Source organism: Stenotrophomonas sp. C9D9 (assembly GCF_056491205.1).
The window spans coordinates 166,089-185,768 of record NZ_JBSZIF010000003.1; the positions used below are offsets into that span (position 1 = coordinate 166,089).

The window sequence follows — 19,680 nt, forward strand, 5'->3', positions numbered from 1 at the left end:
TGTGCCCGAGGTGGGTTGCGAATGGAGAAGGGAGGCCGCGCACGGCATCCACGCATGGCGTGGATCTACTGCGCAAAAAAAACCCCGCCGAAGCGGGGTTTTCAACGCACTGTCGAGTGGATCACTCGGCCGGCGTGATGTTCGAAGCCTGGGCACCCTTCGGGCCCTGGGTCACGTCATAGGTGACACGCTGGCCTTCCTGCAGGCTGCGGAAGCCCTTGGAGTTGATGGCGGAGAAGTGCGCGAACACGTCGGCGCTGCCATCCTCCGGCGAGATGAAGCCAAATCCCTTGGCGTCGTTGAACCACTTGACGGTACCGTTCGGCATGGTGATGCGAGACCTTATGCAATGAATGGGTGGTGTACGCTGAACCCGCGCACAAGCTGAGTATGCAAAGCTTGCTCGGGGAAGACAATCACCCCCGCGCCAATTCGCCCACCAGTTCCGGAAGTCCGTTGCTTGCCGCCTGCACATTGGCCAGCACTTCGGCCATCGTAATCTCCTCGCCATCACCGCAGCCGGCGGCCCAGTTGGCGATGATCGCCAGGCAGGCGTAATCCAGCCCCAGCTCCCGCGCCAGCGCGGCTTCCGGCATGCCGGTCATGCCCACCAGGTCGCAGCCGTCACGGCGCATGCGGGCGATTTCGGCGATGGTCTCCAGGCGCGGGCCCTGTGTTGCGCCATAGCAGCCACCGTCATGGACCGTGACACCGGTCACTTTGGCTGCCGCCAGGATCTTGCTGCGCAGCATCGGCGTGTAGGGATGGCCGAAATCGACGTGGACCACGTCGGTGCCCTCTTCTTCACAGATCGTGCTGATGCGGCCCCAGGTGTAGTCGATGATCTGGTCCGGGCAGGCCAGCACGCGCGGGCCGAAGTCTTCGGTGATGCCACCCACCGTGTTCAATGCCAGCACCCGCTGCGCACCCAGCTGCTGCAGCGCGGCCAGGTTGGCACGGTAGTTGATCTTGTGCGGCGGCAGTGAATGCCCCTCGCCATGCCGCGCCAGGAACGCCACGCGATGGCCGAGCAGCGTGCCCACGCGCACCGGGCCGGACGGGCGGCCGAAGCGGGTGTCGACCTCGTGGGTCTGCACGTCGTCAAGCTTGGCCAGGTTGTAGACACCGGTACCGCCGATCACGGCCAGGGCGATCTGTTGCATTCGAAGCACTCCATGAAAAGACGAACGCCGGCACCCGAGGATGCCGGCGATGGAAGAAGACGCGCTGTGGGCGGCTGCGCCGTTATTCCTTCATTGCGTAGATGGCCGGCACGCAGCGCAGGGTCTCGTTGACGTCCATGCCGAAGCCGAACACGTAGCGGTCCGGCAGCTCGATGCCGGCGTAGTCGGCGGTCACGTCCGGCAATGCGCGGTCGTGCTTCTTCACGGTCATCGCGGCGATGCGCACGTCGGTCGCGCCCTGCTCCAGGCACCAGGTGCGCACGCCCTGCAGGGTGTAGCCCTCGTCGAGGATGTCGTCGATCAGCAGCACGCGGCGGCCGAACAGCGAGGTAGCCGGCTTGTGCTTCCAGACCAGGTCGCCGCCGGTGGTTTCACCGCGGTAGCGGGTCGCGTGCAGGTAATCGAACTGCACGTCCTGGCCGCGCGCGCCCAGTTCCAGCGCCAGCTGGCCGGCGAACGGCAGCGCACCATGCATGATCGACAGGAACAGCGGCACCTCGCCCTTGTAATCGCGCGCGATGGCGTCGGCGATACCAGCGATGGCCTTGTCGATGGTGGGGCGGTCGACCAGCAGGTCAGCCTGGGCCAGGGCCTGGGAAATGGTGAGGTTGGGCATCAGACGGTTCTTCCAAGGGTTTCAAGCAGACGGGATTGGGTGTCGCCATGGCGGGCATCGGCCAGCAGGCCGTCCCAGCCGAGCGCGCCGCGGCCCAGCAGGCCGAGCAGCGCAGCAGTATTGAGGGAGCGTCCCTGCACCGCGTGCAGGGCTTCATCGACCAGTTCCGGGTGGCAGACCAGCACCACGTCGCAGCCGGCATCCAGGTGCGCGTGCACGCGTGCCGGCACGCCACCGGCGCTGTGCGAGGCGGCCATGCCGATGTCATCGGAGAACACCACGCCGCGGAAGCCGAGCTCACCGCGCAGGATGTCCTGGATCCAGCGCGGCGAGTAGCCGGCCGGCTCCGGTGCCACCTGCGGATAGATCACGTGGGCCATCATCACTGCATCGGCACCGGCGGCGATGCCGGCCTGGAACGGCACCAGGTCCTGCGCGCGCAGTTCGTCCAGCGCGCGCGGATCGATCGCAGTATCGACGTGGGTGTCTTCCAGCACGGTGCCGTGGCCGGGGAAATGCTTGAGCGTGGCGGCCATGCCGACCGCATGCATGCCACGCACATAGGCGGCGGTGAACGCGGCTACCACCTGCGGGTCTTCACTGAAGGCGCGGTTGCCGATGGCGCGGTTGCCGCGGCCAAGGTCGACCACCGGCGCGAAGCTCAGGTCCAGGCCGCTGGCGCGCACTTCGCTGGCCATCAGCCAGGCGTGCTGCTCGGCCAGGGCCAGGGCCTGCTGCGGGTCGGTGGCGTACAGTGCACCGATGTCCTGCAGCGGCGGCAGCTCGCTGTAGCCTTCGCGGAAGCGCTGCACGCGACCGCCTTCCTGGTCCACGCAGATCAACTGCGGGCGCGGGGCAGCGGCACGGATCGCCGCGCTCAGATCGGTCACCTGCTGGCGCGAGGCGAAGTTGCGCTTGAACAGCACCACCCCGGCCACGGCATCGTGCTGCAGCCAGTCACGTTCCTGGGCGGTCAGTTCGGTGCCGGCAACGCCGATCAGCAGCATGGTCGATCTCCACAACGCGCGCCCGGATGGCGCAGTGCCGCATTGTCGCAGAACCGGCCGACAGGCGCAGTGGTCAAGGCAAAAGCGAGGTGTGGGGTCAGATCCCCACAGGGGCTCTGACCCCGATCTGCTCAGACCTTGCAGCCGTCCGGGCCGCAGGCCTCGTCGCCGTCAGCCGGGGTGGCCGGGGCGCCCTGTTCGGCCGCGATCTGCTGCAGGGCCTGGGCGAACGCTTCCGGCGGCTGGGCCCCGGAAATGGCCCACTTCCCATCGATGACGAAGGTCGGCACCGAGGAAATGCCCAATGCATGGGCCTGTGCAAGCTTGGCTTCGACCTCGGCCAGACCGCGGTCGGAGGCCAGCATCTGCGCGATTTCACCACCGTCCAGGCCGCCCGCCACGCCGGCCTTCACCAGCACCGCGGTATCGGCCAGATTCTGGCCATGCTCGAAGTGGGCACGGAACAGTGCTTCGCCGACTGCATCCTGCACGCCGTGCTCGCCGGCCAGCCACAACACCCGATGCGCCGGCAGCGTGGTCACCCGCACCTGGCCCTGGCTGAAATCCATCGGCAGGCCCTCGCCCCGCGCGGTGGTCTGGGTCTGGCCGAGGATCTGCTCGGTGCGCTCGACGCCACCGAACTTGCGCACATAGGCCTCGCGCAGCGGCACCGGGGTGTCGTCCGCGTCCGGGTCCAGCTGGAACGGCTGCCAGTGGATATCGAGTTCAGGCGCATTGGCGCCCAGCAACTGCACACCCTGCTGGAAGCGATGCTTGCCGATCCAGCACCAGGGGCAGACCACGTCGGAGTAGATGTCGATTCTCATCCCCACCACATGGGGCCCGCCTCCCTCGAAAAAAGGGGACGGAGGGGATTAAGTCGTTTCCAGCACAGCTGGGGTAAAGACGACTTAATCCCCTCCGTCCCCTTTTTGCGGCTTCACCACTGTGAATAGGGGTGACTGGCCAGCGCGACGTTGTAGTAGCGCGCATCGTCGGTGACTTCGGCACCCACCCAGTCCGGCAGGTCGATCGCCTGGTCGGCGCTGTCCAGCTCGACTTCGGCCACCACCAGGCCGGCGTTGTCGCCGAGGAACTCGTCCACTTCCCAGGTCAGGCCGGCGTGTTCGACCAGATGGCGGCGCTTGTCGATCAGGCCCCCCACGCACAACGCCAGCAGTGCGCGAGCATCGTCCACCGGGATCGGGTAGTCGAACTCCTGGCGGGTATGGCCGATGGTGCGCGACTTCAGGTTCAGCGCGGCGTGGTCGCCTTCGATGCGCACGCGTACCGAAGCATTCTGGGTGCCGCGGTCGAGCGCGCCCATGTCGTTGATGTAGCCCTGCGCCATCGGGATCACCCGGTGCGCGGCGGTGCGCCAGCCATCACTGCTGACGAGGAATTTGCGTTCGATTTCAATGCCCATCGCGCCATTATGCGCGATGGGCATGACAGCCGATCAGCGCTTCTCGAACACCGCGATGCTTTCCACGTGCGCGGTGTGCGGGAACATGTCCATGGCACCGGCGCTGACCAGGGTAAAGCCCTGTTCGTTGACCAGGTAGCCGGCATCGCGCGCCAGCGAGCCCGGGTGGCAGCTGACGTAGACGATGCGCTTGAACTGCTTCAGCGGCAGCTGCTGCAGCACTTCGATCGCGCCCGAGCGCGGCGGGTCCAGCAGCAGCTTGTCGAAGCCCTGGCGCATCCACGCGGTGCTGCGCTGGTCCTGGGTCAGGTCGGCGCTGAAGAACTGCGCGTTGGCCAGGCCGTTGCGCTCGGCGTTCTCTCGCGCACGCGCCACAAGGCCGGCATCGCCTTCCACGCCGACCACCTCGCGCACGCGGCGGGCCAGCGGCAGGGTGAAGTTGCCCAGGCCGCAGAACAGGTCCAGCACGCGCTCGTCCTCGCCCGGTTCCAGCAGGTCCAGGGCGTGGGCGATCATCTTCTCGTTCAGCTTGGCATTGACCTGGATGAAGTCCAGCGGGCGGAACGCCAGTTCGACATCCCACGGCGCCAGACGGAACGACAGCGGCACGCCCTGCCCGTCCAGCGGCTGCACGGTGTCCACGCCGCCGGACTGCAGGTAGATCACGAAGCCATGCTGCTGGCCGAAGGCCGCCCAGGCCGCGCGGTCGGTATCGCTGAGCGGCTGCAGGTGGCGCACGGTCAGGACCACGGCCTGGTCGCCAGCGATGAATTCGATCTGCGGGATGTCACGCTTGCCATCGAGCGATTCGATGAAGGTGGACAGCGCCTCGACCTTGGTGCCGATCTCGGGGATCACGGTCAGGCACTGGCTGAGGTCGGCGACGAAGCGCGGATCCTGTTCACGGAAGCCGACCAGGGTCTTGTCCTTCTTTTCGACCCGACGCACCGAGAAGCGACCCTTACGGCGGTAGCCCCAGCTCTCACCGACCAGCGGCGCCAGCACGGTGCCCGGCTTCACATGGCCGATCCGCTCCAGGTTGTCCATCAGCACGCGCTGCTTGGCGACGATCTGCTGGTCCTCGTCCAGGTGCTGCAGCACGCAACCGGCGCAGGTACCGAAATGAGGGCACTTGGGGCTCACCCGCTGCGGCGAGGCCTGCAGCACCTCCACGGTGCGCGCCTCGTCGAAATGGCGGCTGCGGGCGGTCTGTTCAGCCATCACCACCTCGCCGGGCAGGGCGCCACTGACGAAGGTGACCTTGCCGCCCTCGCCTTCACGGCGGGCGACACCGCGACCATCATGGCTGAGGTCGAGGATCTCGGTCTGGAATGGGGTACGGTCGGTGCGGGAACGGGATCGGGCCACGTGGCAACAGGCTGCGGGCAAAAATGGGGGCGTATTGTCGCAGATCCTGACCGGCGGGGCCCGGACCCGCTTGCGCCCGTGGCCGCCGTGCTTGATGATTGGGACAGCTGACATGGAGGCAGCCCTGATGCAGATGACCCCGCGGGCCGCACGGCCCCGCTTCCTGCTTGTCGAGGACGACATCATCAGCCGCGGTTTTTTCAAGGCGGCGTTGGAAACGTTACCGGCGGATGTGGATACCGCAGATTCGCTGGCCAGCGCCCTGGCCAGTGCCGAACCCGGCGCGCACGACCTGTGGCTGATCGACGTCAACCTGCCGGATGGCAATGGCGCGCAGCTGCTGCGTGAGCTGCGCCGTTCACACCCCGACACGCCGGCGCTGGCACATACCGCCGACGGCGATACCTCCATCCACGCCCGCCTGCGCGAAGCCGGTTTCAGCGACACCCTGGTCAAGCCACTGGGCCGCGACCAGCTGCTGAAGGCGGTGCGCCGTGCGCTGGTCAACAGCCCGGCGGGAATCTTCGTGGCACAGGCCCCGGCCGCGGTCGAGCTGGCCGTGCAGGACTGGGACGAGACCGCAGCCCTGGCCGCGCTCAATGGCCAGCGCAACCACCTGATCGCCCTGCGCGAGCTGTTCCTGGCCGAGTTGCCGGGCGTGCGTGATGCGGTGGAGCAGGCGGTGGACCAGCACGACGAGCGCCAGCTGCGCAGTCAGCTGCACCGGTTGCAGGCGAGCTGTGGCTTCGTGGGGGCGGCACGGTTGGGACGGGCGGTGCGCCAGCTGCATCATGCGCCCGAGTCCGGGCAGGCCCAGGATGGATTCCGCGCCGCGGTGGCTGCCCTGCTGCACTGAGGGTTGCTCGGCAGGGCTGCGCCCTGCACCTGCAGAAGCTTTCAAGCCAGAGCAACACCAAAGGCCAGAGCCAGAGCGGCTCTGGCTTTCTGCTTGTTGGGCGGGGCGGTGTGGATTGGCAGGACACGCCGTAAACCCCGCTCCGCGGTCCGGCCCAGCCGCTGGCGGCTGTGCGTTCGGGCGCTTGCGAAGCAGTGCTTCGCAAGCAAAGCGCCCTCACCCCTGGGGGCTCGATGGCGCCATCCATGGCGCCAACGGTCCTGCCAACCCACACCGCCCCACCCCCGACAGATTCCGTGTGACGGCTGGTAGATCCACGCCATGCGTGGATGAATCTCTGTCAGATATCGAACTCCAAATTGGGGTCGGATCCGTTTTCCTTCGGAAAACGGATCTGACCCCGTCGGCACGTCCAACAGCTCGCGAGAAACTGTCGAAGGCGGGGTCGGTCCGGTTGAGGGAGTGTCCGCGGCATGGATGCCGCGGCCAAGCCCCCATGGGTGAGGGCGCTTTGCTTGCGAAGCACTGCTTCGCAAGCGCCCGAACGCACAGCCGCCAGCGGCTGGGCCGGACCGCGGAGCGGGGTTTACGGCGTCTCCCGCAACCGGACCCACCCCGCCTACCCACAGATAGCCAGCTTTTGCAGTTGACGTTGACGTTGATTCAGCGGGTGCAGGGCTGCAAGCCCTGCCGAACACCCCTCAACGCCTGGGCGCGAGCTGCTCGAGCATTTCCCAGGACTTCAGGCCGCGCGGCCCCAGGTGATGGGCCAGCACCCGCCGCATCGGCAGGCGCAGGCTGGCCAGGTCGGCGGCATCCGGCTCTTCATCTGCCGCCAAAGCCAGCAGCGCCGAGCCAGTGGCCGCTGCCCGGCGTTCCCCGCCGCGCTCGCTCAGCAGGCGTTGCGCGCCCTCCTGCGGATCCAGTTCGTAGCGCGCCGCCGGGTCGATCGGCTGGCCATCGCTGGCACTGTCCAGCTCGAAGCCCAGGCCCAGCGCGGACAGCAGTTCGCGTTCGAAACGGCGCAGGGTCCAGGCCAGGCCGGCACCGACCGCCAGCCGCGCGCGCGCCTCACCATAGGCGAGGTACAGCTCCGGCAGCGGGTCCTGGCGCGGAGCCAGGCGCAGGGTCAGTTCACTCAGGTAGAAGCCGGCCAGCATCGCCTGGCCGACCAGGCGTGGCGCCGCATCCAATGCCTCTGCACCACGCAGCTGGGCCAGTTCACCCCGCTGCTGGGCACTGAAGCGGATCCACTGCAACGGCTGCAGGGCAGCACGCAGCACCTGACCCTTTGCGGTGGACACGCCACGCGCGAGCAGGCCGATACGACCATGCTGCGCGCTCAACACTTCGACCAGCAGGCTGGTCTCGCGGTAGGCCCGTGCGTGCAGCACGAAGCCGGTGTCGTCCTCGATCATCATCGAAGCGACCGCAACGCGTTACTCGTAACCGAAGGCCTTCAGCGCGGCCTCGTCGTCGGACCAGCCTTCACGCACGCGCACCCAGGTTTCCAGGAACACCTTGGCCCCGAACAGACGCTCCATCTGCAGGCGGGACTTGGCGCCGATCTCCTTCAGGCGGGCGCCGCCCTTGCCGATCACGATGGCCTTCTGGCCCTCGCGCTCGACCCAGATCACCGCACCGATGCGCAGCAGGTTGCCATCCTCGGTGAAGCGCTCGATCTCGACGGTGGTGGCGTACGGCAGTTCCTCGCCGAGCTGGCGCATGAGCTGCTCGCGCACCAGTTCACCAGCCAGGAAACGCTGGCTGCGGTCGGTGATCTCGTCCTCGCCGAACATCGGCGGGGCTTCCGGCAGCAGCTTCAGCACGTCGCGCACCAGCGCTTCCAGGCCGTTGCGCTTCTGCGCGGAGATCGGGTGCACGGCGGCGAAATCCCGACCTTCGGTCACCTGCTGCAGGAACGGCAGCAGCGCGCCCTTTTCCTTCAGGCGATCGATCTTGTTGACCACCAGAACGACCGGAATGCCGGCGTCACGCAGCACATTGAACGCCAGGCTGTCCTCTTCATCCCAGCGACCGGCTTCGATCACCAGCAGGCCGGCATCGACGCCTTCCAGCGAACCGCGCGCGGCGCGGTTCATCACCCGGTTCATCGCCCGCTTCTGCACCTTGTGCAGGCCGGGGGTGTCGACCAGCACCAGCTGGCCTTCCGGATAGGTGGCGATGCCCAGCAGGCGATGGCGCGTGGTCTGCGGGCGGTTGGAGACGATGCTGACCTTGGCGCCGACCAGGGCATTGGTCAGGGTCGACTTGCCCACGTTCGGGCGGCCGATGACGGCCACGCTGCCGCAATGATGGGGAGTTTGTTCGCTCACTTGGAATCCAGTTGTTCTAGGACGGCCGCAGCCGCCTGTTGTTCGGCAAGCCGCCGCGAGGCGCCTTCGCCCTCGGTGCTGGCGGCCGGGTCGGCTACGTTGCAGCGTACCCGGAAGTGCTTGGCGTGGTCGTCACCGGATTCTGACACCAGTTCATACTGCGGCAACGCCTTCTGTCGGGCCTGCAGCCATTCCTGCAGGCGGGTCTTAGGGTCCTTCTCGGGCCGGCCGGAGGCCGGCAGTGCCTCGATCGAAGCGCTGAACCAGGGCAGTACCACCGCCCGGCAGGCCTCGAAGCCGGCATCCAGGTAGATCGCAGCCACCACGGCTTCCACCGCGTCGGCCAGGATCGAATCACGACGATGGCCGCCGGACTTCATTTCGCCCGGGCCCAGGATCAGTCGATCGCCCAGTTCCAGGGTGCGCCCGATCACCGCCAGCGCGCCTTCACGCACCAGCTCGGCGCGGGCACGGGTCATCGCGCCTTCGTCAGCCTTGGGCCAGCGTTGGTACAATGCCTCGGCCGCCATCATGTTGACGATGCTGTCACCCAGGAACTCCAGGCGCTCGTTGTGTGGCGCACCGGCACTGCGATGCGTCAGCGCCTGCTTCAGCAGCGCCGGGTCGCGGAAGGGATGACCGATCAGGTCACCACGATGGAAAGGTTTATTCGGCACCGCTTCGGGTCAGGTCCTGGGATGAATCGAATTTGCCAACCACGTCCAGGTTGCCGACCAGCGGACGGCGCACTTCGTAGTTGACCTTGAGGGTCCAGCCATTGTCGCGACGGTCGAACTTCACGTTGGCCGGCTTCACGTTTTCCGAGTAGTTGATGTACAGGCGCTTGAAGAACAGATCCTGGATCCGGGCCGGCTCCATGCTGCCCACCCCGGGCTCCTTGGCCAGGCTCTTCATCGCCGAGCGCACCGCGTAATACTCCTGGTACATCGGGAACAGCTTCATGCCGATGTAAAGGAAGAAACCGACCACGATCAGGACCGCCAGGAACGAGGTCAGGGTCATGCCACGCTGCGTGTTCATCGTCTTCATTGCGTTCTCCCCAGATACGCGTTGGATGTGAAAATACTCGGTTGGTGCCCGATCAGTTGATGCTCGAGCCGATCCGCGACGGCTCGAAGCCATCCTTGCAGAACCAGCCCTGGCAGTTCAGCCAGATCAGGAAGGCCTTGCCGCGCAGGTTTTCTTCCGGCAGCAGGCCCCAGAAACGGCCGTCGTCGCTGTTGTCACGGTTGTCGCCCATCACCAGGTACTTGCCGGCCGGCACGGTCCACTGGCCCTGGCCACGCGGGTAGTCGGTCTCCAGCACGGTGTGGGTACGGCCCGGCAGGTGCTCGACCAGCAGGTTGGCGCCCTCGCCCTGGCCCTTGTGGCCGGCATAGATGCCCTTGTTGTCGTACTTCAGCGGTTCGCCGTTGAGGATCACGCCGTCGCCTTCGAAGACCACGGTGTCACCCGGCACGCCGATCACGCGCTTGATGAAGTTCTCGCCCTTGGCCGGGTCGTTGTCGCTGTGGCCGGGGAAGTGGAACACCACCACGTCACCGCGCGACGGCTCGCCGAACGGCACGATCTTGGTGTTGCTGATCGGCAGGCGCAGGCCGTAGGAGAACTTGTTGACCAGGATGAAATCGCCGATCAGCAGGTTCGGCATCATCGAGCTGGACGGGATCTTGTACGGCTCGGCGATGAAACTGCGCACGATCAGCACGATCGCCAGCACCGGGAAGAACGCACGCGAATAATCCACCAGCACCGGCTCGGAATCGAGCAGGCCCGCGCGCTGGGCGCGACGCTTGGCGAGATACAGCTTGTCCGCGAGCAGGATCAGGCCCGAGGCCAGGGTCAGCACGACCAGGAGGATCTCAAACAGTTTCATTCAGGGTCCTTTGCAACGTCACCAGACGACCGGCCCGCAGGGCCGGTGCGGGCTTACTTGTTGTCCATCTGCAGGACGGCCAGGAACGCTTCCTGCGGAATCTCCACGCGTCCGACCTGCTTCATGCGCTTCTTGCCTTCCTTCTGCTTTTCCAGAAGCTTCTTCTTGCGCGAAACGTCGCCACCATAGCACTTGGCCAGCACGTTCTTGCGCATGGCCTTGACCGTGGTGCGGGCGATGATCTGCGAGCCGACGGCGGCCTGGATGGCCACGTCGAACATCTGGCGCGGGATCAGGTCCTTCATCTTCTCGCACAGCTCGCGGCCGCGGCGATCGGCGTGGCTGCGGTGCACGATCAGCGACAGCGCATCGACCTTGTCGCCGTTGATCAGCACGTCCACGCGCACGAACGGGCCCGCGTCGAAGCGCACGAAGTGGTAGTCCAGCGAGGCATAGCCACGGCTGACCGACTTCAGCTTGTCGAAGAAGTCCAGCACCACCTCGGCCATCGGCAGCTCGTAGCTGATCTGCACCTGGCTGCCCAGGTAGTTGATGCCGATCTGGCTGCCGCGCTTTTCTTCGCACAGCTTGATGATGTTGCCGATGTACTCCTCGGGGGTGAGCACGTTGGCACGGATGATCGGCTCGCGGATCTCCTCGACCTGGTTCACCGGCGGCAGCTTGGCCGGGTTGTCCATGTTGATGATCGAGCCATCGGTCTTCAGGACTTCATACACCACCGTCGGCGCGGTGCTGATCAGGTCCAGGTTGTATTCGCGCTCCAGGCGCTCCTGCACGATTTCCATGTGCAGCATGCCAAGGAAGCCGCAACGGAAGCCGAAGCCCATCGCCTCGGAGCTTTCCGGCTCGAAACGCAGCGCGGCATCGTTCAGGCGCAGCTTGTCCAGCGCTTCGCGCAGGTCCGGGTAGTCTTCGGCATCAACCGGGAACAGGCCGGCGAACACGCGCGGCTGCATTTCCTGGAAGCCCGGCAGCGGCTTCGGCGCCGGGTCGCCGGCCAGGGTGAGGGTGTCGCCGACCGGCGCACCGTGCACGTCCTTGATGCTGGCGGTGACCCAGCCCACTTCACCGGCACGCAGCGCCGGCAGCACCTTGCGCTTCGGGGTGAACACGCCGACGTTGTCGACCTGGTGGTTGCGGCCGGTCGACATCACCTGCAGCTTGTCACCGGCCTTGATCTCGCCCTGCATCACGCGCACCAGCGAGACCACGCCCAGGTAGTTGTCGAACCACGAGTCGATGATCAGCGCCTGCAGCTTGTCGGTGTCGCGCGGTGCCGGCGGCGGGATGCGATGGACGATCGCTTCCAGCACGTCCTGCACGTTGAGGCCGGTCTTGGCGCTGACCGGCACGGCGTCGGAGGCGTCGATGCCGATCACGGCCTCGATCTCGGCCTTGGCGCGCTCGATATCGGCGGTGGGCAGGTCGATCTTGTTGATCACCGGCACCACTTCCAGGCCCTGCTCCACCGCGGTGTAGCAGTTGGCCACCGACTGCGCTTCCACGCCCTGGGCCGCGTCGACCACCAGCAGCGCGCCTTCGCAGGCGGCCAGCGAGCGGCTGACTTCATAGGAGAAGTCGACGTGGCCGGGGGTATCGATGAAGTTCAGGTGGTAGGTCTGCCCGTCCTTGGCCACGTACGGCAGTGACACCGACTGCGCCTTGATCGTGATGCCACGCTCGCGCTCGATCGGGTTGGAATCGAGCACCTGCGCTTCCATCTCGCGGGCCTGCAGGCCACCGCAGAGCTGGATGATGCGGTCGGCCAGCGTGGACTTGCCGTGGTCGACATGGGCGATGATGGAGAAGTTGCGGATGTTCCGCATCGAATCAGAAGACATAGGTGGCGGCGGCGCGCGGCGTCGTCAGGGTAACGGTCGATTATCGCACGCCCGGCGCCCAGCCGCGAAAACTGCCTCATCGGGCCGGACGCTGAACGACCGAAGCCCCGCCGGGGCGGGGCTTCGGGGGAGACGCAGGGGCCGCCGCAGCGACCCCGGCAGGCCTTACTGGCCGGCCTTGACCGCCACGAAGGCGCTGTTGCCATTGGCCGTGCGGACCAGCAGCATCACCACGTCGTCCTTCTTGAAGCTGGACAGCGCCCGGTTCAGGGCATCCACGCTGCCGACCGCGACGCGGCCGACCTGCAGGATCACCATGCCCGGCGACAGGCCGGCATCACGCGCCGCCTGGCCCTTGACCCCGGTGATGCGCACGCCTTCGTTGCCGTTGAGCCCGAACTGCTTGCGCTGGGCCGCGTTCAGATCGCTGACGTCCAGCCCCAGCAGGGCATTGGCGCCGGTCTGCGGAGCCGCCTCGGCACTGCCGGCCGACGGCCCGCGGGCATTGGCCTGCCCGTCTTCACTCAGGGCGGTCAGCGTGGCACTGAGGTCATGCGGCTTGCCGTCGCGGTACACCACCAGGTTCACCTTGCTGCCCGGTGCCATCGCACCGATCAGCGGCGGCAGGTCGGACCAGCTGTTGACCGCGCTGCCGTTGACCGAGCGGATGACATCGCCCACCTGCACTCCGGCCTTGGCGGCCGCACTGCCGGCCACGATCTGGTTGACCAGGGCGCCACGGCTGTCCGGCAGGCCCAGGCCCTGCGCCTTCAGCGAATCGATCGGCTCGACCACCGCGCCGAGCTGGCCGCGGGTGACCTTGCCGCTCTTCTTGATCTGCTCGACCGCGCTCATCGCCAGGTCGATCGGGATCGCGAAGCTGATGCCCATGTAGCCGCCGGAGGCGGAGAAGATCTGCGAGTTGATGCCGACCACTTCGCCGCGGGTGTTCAGCAGCGGGCCACCGGAATTGCCCTGGTTGATCGCCACGTCGGTCTGGATGAACGGCACGTAGCGCTGATCGGCACCGCCGGTGCTGCGGCCGAGCGCGCTGACGATACCGGCCGTGACCGAGTGGTCGAGGCCGAACGGCGAACCGATCGCGACAACCCACTGGCCCGGCTTCAGGGTGTTGGAGTCACCCACGCGCACGGTCGGCAGGTTCTTGCCGTCGATCTTCAGCAGAGCCACGTCGTACTGCTGGTCGCTGCCCACCACCTTGGCGGTGAACTCGCGGCTGTCGCCCAGCTTGACCTTCACGTCACTGGCGTCGGCCACCACGTGGTAGTTGGTCAGCACGTAGCCGTCGGGCGAGATGATGAAGCCCGAACCCATGCCACGGCCCTTGATGCTGGGACCGCCATCCTGCCCACCCGGCCCCTGCCCCGGCATCGGGAAGTCAGGGCCGAAGAAGCGGCGGAAGAACTCCGGCATGTCATCGTCGCCGCCCATCGGGCCCCGCGAGGCCTGGCGGTTGTTGCGGACGATGGTGGTGTCGACGTTGACCACGCCCGGGCCAACCTGTTCGACCAGGTTGGTGAAGTCGGGCAGGCCGCTGACCAGCGGCTGCGCGGGCGCCCGCGGTGCCGCAGCCGGCGCAGGCTGGGGCTGGGCGGCAGGCGCAGGCGCCTGCGCGCAGGCCATCAGGGGAAGGGTCAGGGCCAGCAGGCCAATGGCCTGCGTGCGGAGTCGGGGAGTCATCGGACGGCAACCTCCGGGTCGGATGGAAAGAGGAATATGGGCCCCGCCGACGGCGGGGCGTGAAGGCGCCCGGCTCAGTCGCGCGGGCGCGGCGGCACCGGCAGGTCGTCCTGCAGGCGCGGCTCGAACGGGTAGAACGCGGCACCACCGGCATGGGCCGGGAAGCTGGCATTGAGCGCACCACCGGCGGCGGGCGCCAGGCTGGAGCGCGGCCATGGCCGGGCCTGCAGCCCACCGACCTCACCAAACGGCAGGTTGCGGTTGGCGTTGGCCGGCACGGTCGGGGTCAATGGTGCCTGCGTGGATGCCACGGCACGCTGCGGAAGATCGTCACGCTGGGCGGCACGCGCGGCCTGCTGGCTGCGGGTGGCACTGGCGCGGCGGGCATCCTGGCGGCGGCTGGCCGCCATCGCCACGGCCGGCGCAGCCACCACGGCCATTGCCGCGGTATCCACCGATGCTTCGGTGACCGGCGCCGGCTGGGTCGGTGCCGGCGCCAGCCGGGCCTCGCTGGCGATCACCTGCGGTGCCAGCGGCTCGCCCGGCGTGGCTTCCTGCAGCTTCTCGCCGCCCATGAACAGCGCCACGGCCGCCACCGAGGCGGCCAGTGCGGCACCACCGCCCCAGGCCCGCCAACCGCTGCGCCGCACCTGGCGACGGGGCTCGGCCTGCGGCACGGGCTCAGCGGCAACTGCGGCGGCCACGGCGGCGCTGAAACCGGCCGGTGCCAATGCCGAGGCCTGCCCGCGCATCACGTCGCCCAGCAGCTGCCAGCGTTCCTGGCAGCCGGCCAGTTCGGGGTCGTGCTCCATCCGGCGCAGCAGGAAGCGCGCTTCATCGGCGCCCAGCTCGCCATCGACCAGGGCCGACAGCTGCTCGCGATGGCGCTGGTCCAGGCGCTGCCCGGCGGGCGATTGATGGTTCTGCGATTCGTTGAACGGATTACTGGTCATACGCGGCTCTTCTCACGGGTGGCGCTGCCGATGTCCAACAGCGGCCGGAGTTCGGTGTCGATCGCCTCGCGCGCCCGGAAGATCCGTGAACGCACGGTGCCGATCGGGCACCCCATCTTCTGCGCGATATCCTCGTAGCTCAGGCCTTCCACCTCGCGCAGGGTGATCGCCGACCGGAGTTCTTCCGGCAGCGCGTTGACGGCCTTCATGACCGTCTGTTCCAGCTCCTGGCGCATCAACTCGCGCTCGGGCGTGTCGGTGTCGCGCAGGCGGGTACCGCTGTCGAACTGCTCGGCGTCACCGATGTCGATGTCATCGGTCGGCGGACGTCGATTGTGTGAAGCCAGGTAGTTTTTGGCGGTATTCACGGCGATTCGATGCAACCAGGTTGAGAACTGGGCATCGCCACGGAAACTTCCGATCGCGCGGTAGGCACGGATGAAAGTGTCCTGGGCGACGTCCTGACATTCGCTCCAGTCGGCGATGTAGCGACCGACCAGGGCCACGACCCGATGCTGGTACTTGCGCACCAGGACATCGAACGCGGCACTCTCGCCGTGCTGCACGCGCCGGACCAGCTCCAGATCCAGCTCCTGAGGTGTATCAACATCGGCCATGAGGGGCCGCACTCCTGTCAGCCCAACCGACGTCGGGCAATGAGACTGCCAATCCCGGGAAAAGTTCAGTCGCCGATCACCTGGCGCCGCACCAGCTTTTAACCACCGTTCCGTTAGCGTCCCGGTCCACGGCCATGGATCCGGGGGCGCCAGCTCCCCTGCTATTGGGATTTGACGCGGGGGAAACAACCTCTGGATCATAGCCGCTTCTCCATACACAACCGGATGGAACGTCCATGCTCTCAGGCTTCGATGGTCTCCGCTTCAGCCACTGGCACCCCGAGATCCGCGACGACGGCGTGGTGGTTCTCTCCCTGGATCGTCAGGACAGCAGCGTCAACGCGATGTCGCAGGACGTGCTGCTGGAACTGGGCGACCTGCTTGAGCGCATCGCGCTGGACCCGCCCAAGGGAGTGGTGATCCAGTCGCTGAAGAAGGCCGGCTTCATCGCTGGCGCGGATCTGAAGGAGTTCCAGGAATTCGACCGTCGCGGCACCGTCAACGACGCGATCCGTCGTGGCCAGGCCACCTACCAGAAGCTGGCCGAGCTGCCCTGCCCCACCGTGGCGGCCATCCACGGCCACTGTGTTGGGCGGCGGCACCGAGCTTGCCCTGGCCTGCCGCTATCGCGTGGCCTCCAATGACAGCAGCACCCGCATCGGCCTGCCGGAAACCCAGCTGGGCATCTTCCCGGGCTGGGGTGGCAGCGCCCGCCTGCCGCAGCTGGTCGGCGCACCGGCGGCGATGGACATGATGCTGACCGGCCGCACTCTGTCGGCCTCGGCCGCGCGTGGCACCGGCCTGGTCGACAAGGTGGTGGCACCGGCAGTGGTGCTCGACACTGCCGTCGCACTGGCGCTGTCCGGCACCACCCGCCCGTTCAAGCAGCGCGCGACGGCCTGGGCCACCAACACCTGGCTGGCACGCACGCTGCTGGCACCGCAGATGGTCAAGCAGGTCGCCCGCAAGGCAAGGAAGGACCAGTACCCGGCGCCGTACGCGCTGATCAGCACCTGGCAGCGCAGCGGCGGCAAGCCGATCCAGGCACGCCTCGACGCCGAACGGCGGGCCGTGGTGAAGCTGGCCAGTACACCGACCGCGCGCAACCTGATCCGCATCTTCTTCCTGACCGAGCGCCTGAAGGGCCTCGGTGGTGGTGAGTCCGGCATCCGCCACGTGCACGTGGTCGGCGCCGGCGTGATGGGTGGCGACATCGCCGCGTGGGCCGCCTACAAGGGCTTCGAAGTGACCCTGCAGGACCGTGAGCAGCGCTTCATCGACCCGGCCATGGAACGCGCGCAGGCGCTGTTCGCCAAGAAGGTGCGCGACGAGAGCAAGCGCCCTGCCGTGGCCGCGCGCCTGCGTGCCGACCTGGAAGGCAACGGCGTGGCCGAGGCCGACCTGGTGATCGAGGCGATCATCGAGAACCCGGAAGCCAAGCGTGCGCTGTACCAGACGCTCGAACCGAAGATGAAGCTGGATGCGCTGCTGACCACCAACACCTCATCGATTCCGCTGGTGGAGCTGCGCGACCATATCCAGCGACCGGCACAGTTCGCCGGCCTGCACTACTTCAATCCGGTCGCGCAGATGCCGTTGGTGGAGATCATCCATCACGACGGCATGGCGCCGGAGACCGAGCGCCGCCTGGCCGCGTTCTGCAAGGCGCTGGGCAAGTTCCCGGTGCCGGTGGCCGGCAGCCCGGGCTTCCTGGTCAACCGCGTGCTGTTCCCGTACATGCTGGAAGCCGCCACTGCCTACGCCGAAGGCATCCCAGGCCCGGTGATCGACAAGGCCGCCGTGAAGTTCGGCATGCCGATGGGCCCGATCGAACTGATCGACACCGTCGGTCTGGACGTGGCCGCCGGTGTCGGCCGCGAACTGGCGCCGTTCCTGGGCCTGCAGATTCCGGCCGCGCTGCAGACGGTGGAACCGGACAAGCGTGGCAAGAAGGATGGCCAGGGCATCTACACCTGGGAGAACGGCAAGCCGAAGAAGCCGGACGTGGCCAGCGACTACCAGGCCCCGGCCGATCTGGAGGACCGCCTGATCCTGCCGCTGTTGAACGAAGCGGTGGCGTGCCTGCACGAAGGCGTGGTGGCGGATGCGGACCTGCTGGATGCCGGCGTGATCTTCGGCACCGGTTTTGCACCGTTCCGCGGCGGTCCCATCCAGCACATCCGCGCGGTGGGTGCCGATGCGATCGTCGAGCGGCTGAAGGCGCTGCAGCAGCGCCACGGCGACCGTTTCGCACCGCGCCCGGGCTGGGACAACCCCGCCCTGCGCGAACCGGTGGTGTGAGTTGATCGGCCGGGCCTGCGGCCCGGCACCCGCAGAGGCAACCGCCGAAGCAAAAGCCAGAGCCAGAGCCGGAGCCGGAGCAACAGCCGGCTCTGGCTTTTCTGTTTGTTGGGCGGGGCGGTGTGGGCAGGCAGGACACGCCGTAAACCCGTCCATGGGGGCTCGATGGCGCCATCCATGGCGCCAACGGTCCTGCCTGCCCACACCGCCCCACCCCTGACAGTTTCCCGGTGACGGTCGGTTAATCTCGATTCCGGTGTGGATCACTACGAACTGGTGGGTGGCTACCTTGGTCGACACGAGGAGCGAAGCGACCGGCGTTTGATTTTGATTTTCTTTTTTCTTCTCCGTGGCTGGACGCACACGGAAACTGTCAGAGGTCGGGCGGGTGGGTTGCGCAGGACCGTTGGCGCCATGGATGGCGCCATCGAGCCCCCATGGACGGGTTTACGGCGTGTCCTGCGCAACCCACCCGCCCGGCCAAGCGCGGCTTTTGATCTTGCTTCCGCCTTCAGCGACCACCCCCACAGCCACGAGGGGCTGCGCCGTTGGCTGGAACAACCTGTTACCCATACGGGGCATGTCCCCGTCACAGCTGCATGCGATGCTGATCGCCTGATCCCTGCCAGCGAGAACGCCCGCATGACCACCATCATCGCCCCGCGCGTGCACGACATCGGCGGCCTCGAAGTCCGTCGCGCCGTACCCACCCTGCAGGCGCGCAGCATCGGTTCGTTCGTGTTCGTCGACCAGATGGGCCCGGCACTCATGCACCCCGGCACCGCCATCGACGTGCGCCCGCATCCGCATATCGGCCTGGCCACGGTCACCTACCTGTGGTCGGGCGCAATCGGCCACCGCGACACGCTGGGTTCGGATCAGGTGATCCGTCCCGGTGACGTCAACTGGATGACCGCCGGCCGCGGCATCGCCCATTCCGAGCGCACGCCACAGCCGGACCGCGACCATGACAACCCCATCCACGGCATGCAGACCTGGGTCGCGCTGCCGAAGTCGCACGAGGAAATCGAGCCGGCGTTCTACCACCACGCCGCTGCCACCCTGCCCGAGCAGCGCCGCAATGGTGCCTGGCTGCGGGTGATCGCCGGCCGCGCCTATGGCGAGGAATCGCCGGTGAAGGTGTTCGCCGACACGCTCAATGTGGCGATCGATCTCGACCCGGAGGCGGAGATCGATATCGACGACGGCCACCGCGAGCGCGCGTTGTACATCCTCGAAGGTGAGGCGCAGCTCGATGGCGTGGACATCCCCGCACAGCACCTGGTCATCCCCGAAGCCGGCGCACGTGGCCGCCTGCGTGCGAAGACGCCGGTGAAGGCGATGCTGTTCGGTGGCGAGCCGCTGGATGGCCCGCGCCACCTGTGGTGGAACTTCGTGTCCAGCTCGAAGGAGCGCATCGAGCAGGCCAAGCACGACTGGGAAGCCGGTCGCTTCGGCACCATTCCGGGCGACGACAAGGAGTTCATTCCCCTGCCCCAGTACTGAACATCGCGTGTTGCACACATCCCAAGGTGTATCCCTGCACCTGGCGTTGA

At 67.1% G+C, this 19,680-nt stretch carries 18 protein-coding genes and 1 pseudogene; 3 read left to right on the top strand and 16 right to left on the bottom strand.

Annotated elements, in window-relative coordinates; all coding sequences use genetic code 11:
- Positions 1-121: 121 nt before the first annotated feature.
- The 7 genes from ACXI0D_RS02750 to rlmD form a co-directional block, all read right to left on the bottom strand.
- Positions 122-328, bottom strand: coding sequence for a cold-shock protein (locus ACXI0D_RS02750; RefSeq protein ID WP_005410590.1), 207 nt, complete (start codon positions 326-328; stop codon positions 122-124).
- An 88-nt stretch (positions 329-416) separates the two neighbouring features.
- A complete protein-coding gene (locus ACXI0D_RS02755) occupies positions 417-1,163 on the bottom strand; it encodes an S-methyl-5'-thioinosine phosphorylase (RefSeq protein WP_006461208.1) in 747 nt (248 codons plus the stop codon).
- Between the two features lie 82 nt (positions 1,164-1,245).
- On the bottom strand, positions 1,246-1,800 hold the full coding sequence (locus ACXI0D_RS02760; protein WP_014038078.1) for a hypoxanthine-guanine phosphoribosyltransferase: 555 nt from the start codon (positions 1,798-1,800) through the stop codon (positions 1,246-1,248).
- A complete protein-coding gene (nagZ, locus tag ACXI0D_RS02765; RefSeq protein ID WP_049447084.1) occupies positions 1,800-2,807 on the bottom strand; it encodes a beta-N-acetylhexosaminidase in 1,008 nt (335 codons plus the stop codon). Before nagZ ends, ACXI0D_RS02760 begins: the two co-directional genes overlap by 1 nt.
- A gap of 131 nt (positions 2,808-2,938) precedes the next feature.
- The gene (locus tag ACXI0D_RS02770; RefSeq protein ID WP_101765908.1) at positions 2,939-3,634 is read right to left on the bottom strand and encodes a DsbA family oxidoreductase; all 696 of its coding nucleotides are present in this window, start codon (positions 3,632-3,634) and stop codon (positions 2,939-2,941) included.
- A gap of 113 nt (positions 3,635-3,747) precedes the next feature.
- Positions 3,748-4,233 carry a CYTH domain-containing protein gene (locus ACXI0D_RS02775; protein ID WP_049447080.1) on the bottom strand — a complete coding sequence of 162 codons (486 nt, stop codon included), beginning with the start codon at positions 4,231-4,233 and terminating at the stop codon, positions 3,748-3,750.
- 33 nt (positions 4,234-4,266) lie between these two features.
- Entirely contained in the window at positions 4,267-5,601 is a 1,335-nt protein-coding gene (rlmD, locus tag ACXI0D_RS02780; protein WP_101765909.1) for a 23S rRNA (uracil(1939)-C(5))-methyltransferase RlmD, read from the bottom strand.
- Positions 5,602-5,728: 127 nt separating this feature from the next.
- Here rlmD and ACXI0D_RS02785 point away from each other — a divergent pair, with 127 nt between their 5' ends.
- Positions 5,729-6,457, top strand: coding sequence for a response regulator (locus tag ACXI0D_RS02785; RefSeq protein WP_014647994.1), 729 nt, complete (start codon positions 5,729-5,731; stop codon positions 6,455-6,457).
- A 701-nt stretch (positions 6,458-7,158) separates the two neighbouring features.
- On the opposite strand, the gene recO is transcribed toward ACXI0D_RS02785, so the two are convergent.
- From recO to rpoE, 9 genes are all read right to left on the bottom strand, one after another.
- On the bottom strand, positions 7,159-7,878 hold the full coding sequence (gene recO / locus ACXI0D_RS02790) for a DNA repair protein RecO (protein WP_049447075.1): 720 nt from the start codon (positions 7,876-7,878) through the stop codon (positions 7,159-7,161).
- A gap of 18 nt (positions 7,879-7,896) precedes the next feature.
- Complete coding sequence (gene era, locus ACXI0D_RS02795; RefSeq protein WP_005410599.1) at positions 7,897-8,793, bottom strand: GTPase Era; 897 nt, start codon at positions 8,791-8,793, stop codon at positions 7,897-7,899.
- Positions 8,790-9,470, bottom strand: coding sequence for a ribonuclease III (rnc, locus tag ACXI0D_RS02800; protein ID WP_049447073.1), 681 nt, complete (start codon positions 9,468-9,470; stop codon positions 8,790-8,792). Before rnc ends, era begins: the two co-directional genes overlap by 4 nt.
- Positions 9,460-9,843, bottom strand: a complete 384-nt coding sequence (locus ACXI0D_RS02805; protein WP_014038086.1) for a DUF4845 domain-containing protein — start codon at positions 9,841-9,843, stop codon at positions 9,460-9,462. The genes rnc and ACXI0D_RS02805 overlap by 11 nt, the downstream gene beginning before the upstream one ends.
- Positions 9,844-9,895: 52 nt before the next feature.
- A complete protein-coding gene (gene lepB / locus ACXI0D_RS02810) occupies positions 9,896-10,690 on the bottom strand; it encodes a signal peptidase I (protein WP_014038087.1) in 795 nt (264 codons plus the stop codon).
- A gap of 53 nt (positions 10,691-10,743) precedes the next feature.
- Positions 10,744-12,537 carry a translation elongation factor 4 gene (lepA, locus tag ACXI0D_RS02815; protein ID WP_014038088.1) on the bottom strand — a complete coding sequence of 598 codons (1,794 nt, stop codon included), beginning with the start codon at positions 12,535-12,537 and terminating at the stop codon, positions 10,744-10,746.
- A gap of 180 nt (positions 12,538-12,717) precedes the next feature.
- Positions 12,718-14,253 carry a DegQ family serine endoprotease gene (locus tag ACXI0D_RS02820; protein ID WP_119006609.1) on the bottom strand — a complete coding sequence of 512 codons (1,536 nt, stop codon included), beginning with the start codon at positions 14,251-14,253 and terminating at the stop codon, positions 12,718-12,720.
- A 74-nt stretch (positions 14,254-14,327) separates the two neighbouring features.
- Positions 14,328-15,206: a sigma-E factor negative regulatory protein gene (locus ACXI0D_RS02825; RefSeq protein WP_014038090.1), complete on the bottom strand. Its 879-nt coding sequence runs from the start codon at positions 15,204-15,206 to the stop codon at positions 14,328-14,330.
- Positions 15,203-15,823 carry an RNA polymerase sigma factor RpoE gene (gene rpoE / locus ACXI0D_RS02830; RefSeq protein ID WP_014038091.1) on the bottom strand — a complete coding sequence of 207 codons (621 nt, stop codon included), beginning with the start codon at positions 15,821-15,823 and terminating at the stop codon, positions 15,203-15,205. The genes ACXI0D_RS02825 and rpoE overlap by 4 nt, the downstream gene beginning before the upstream one ends.
- Positions 15,824-16,059: 236 nt before the next feature.
- On the opposite strand from rpoE, the pseudogene ACXI0D_RS02835 reads away from it, so the two are divergent.
- Both ACXI0D_RS02835 and ACXI0D_RS02840 read left to right on the top strand, forming a co-directional pair.
- A pseudogene (locus ACXI0D_RS02835) lies at positions 16,060-18,124 on the top strand (3-hydroxyacyl-CoA dehydrogenase NAD-binding domain-containing protein).
- A gap of 642 nt (positions 18,125-18,766) precedes the next feature.
- A complete protein-coding gene (locus ACXI0D_RS02840) occupies positions 18,767-19,630 on the top strand; it encodes a pirin family protein (RefSeq protein WP_049443043.1) in 864 nt (287 codons plus the stop codon).
- The last annotated feature ends 50 nt before the right edge of the window (positions 19,631-19,680 follow it).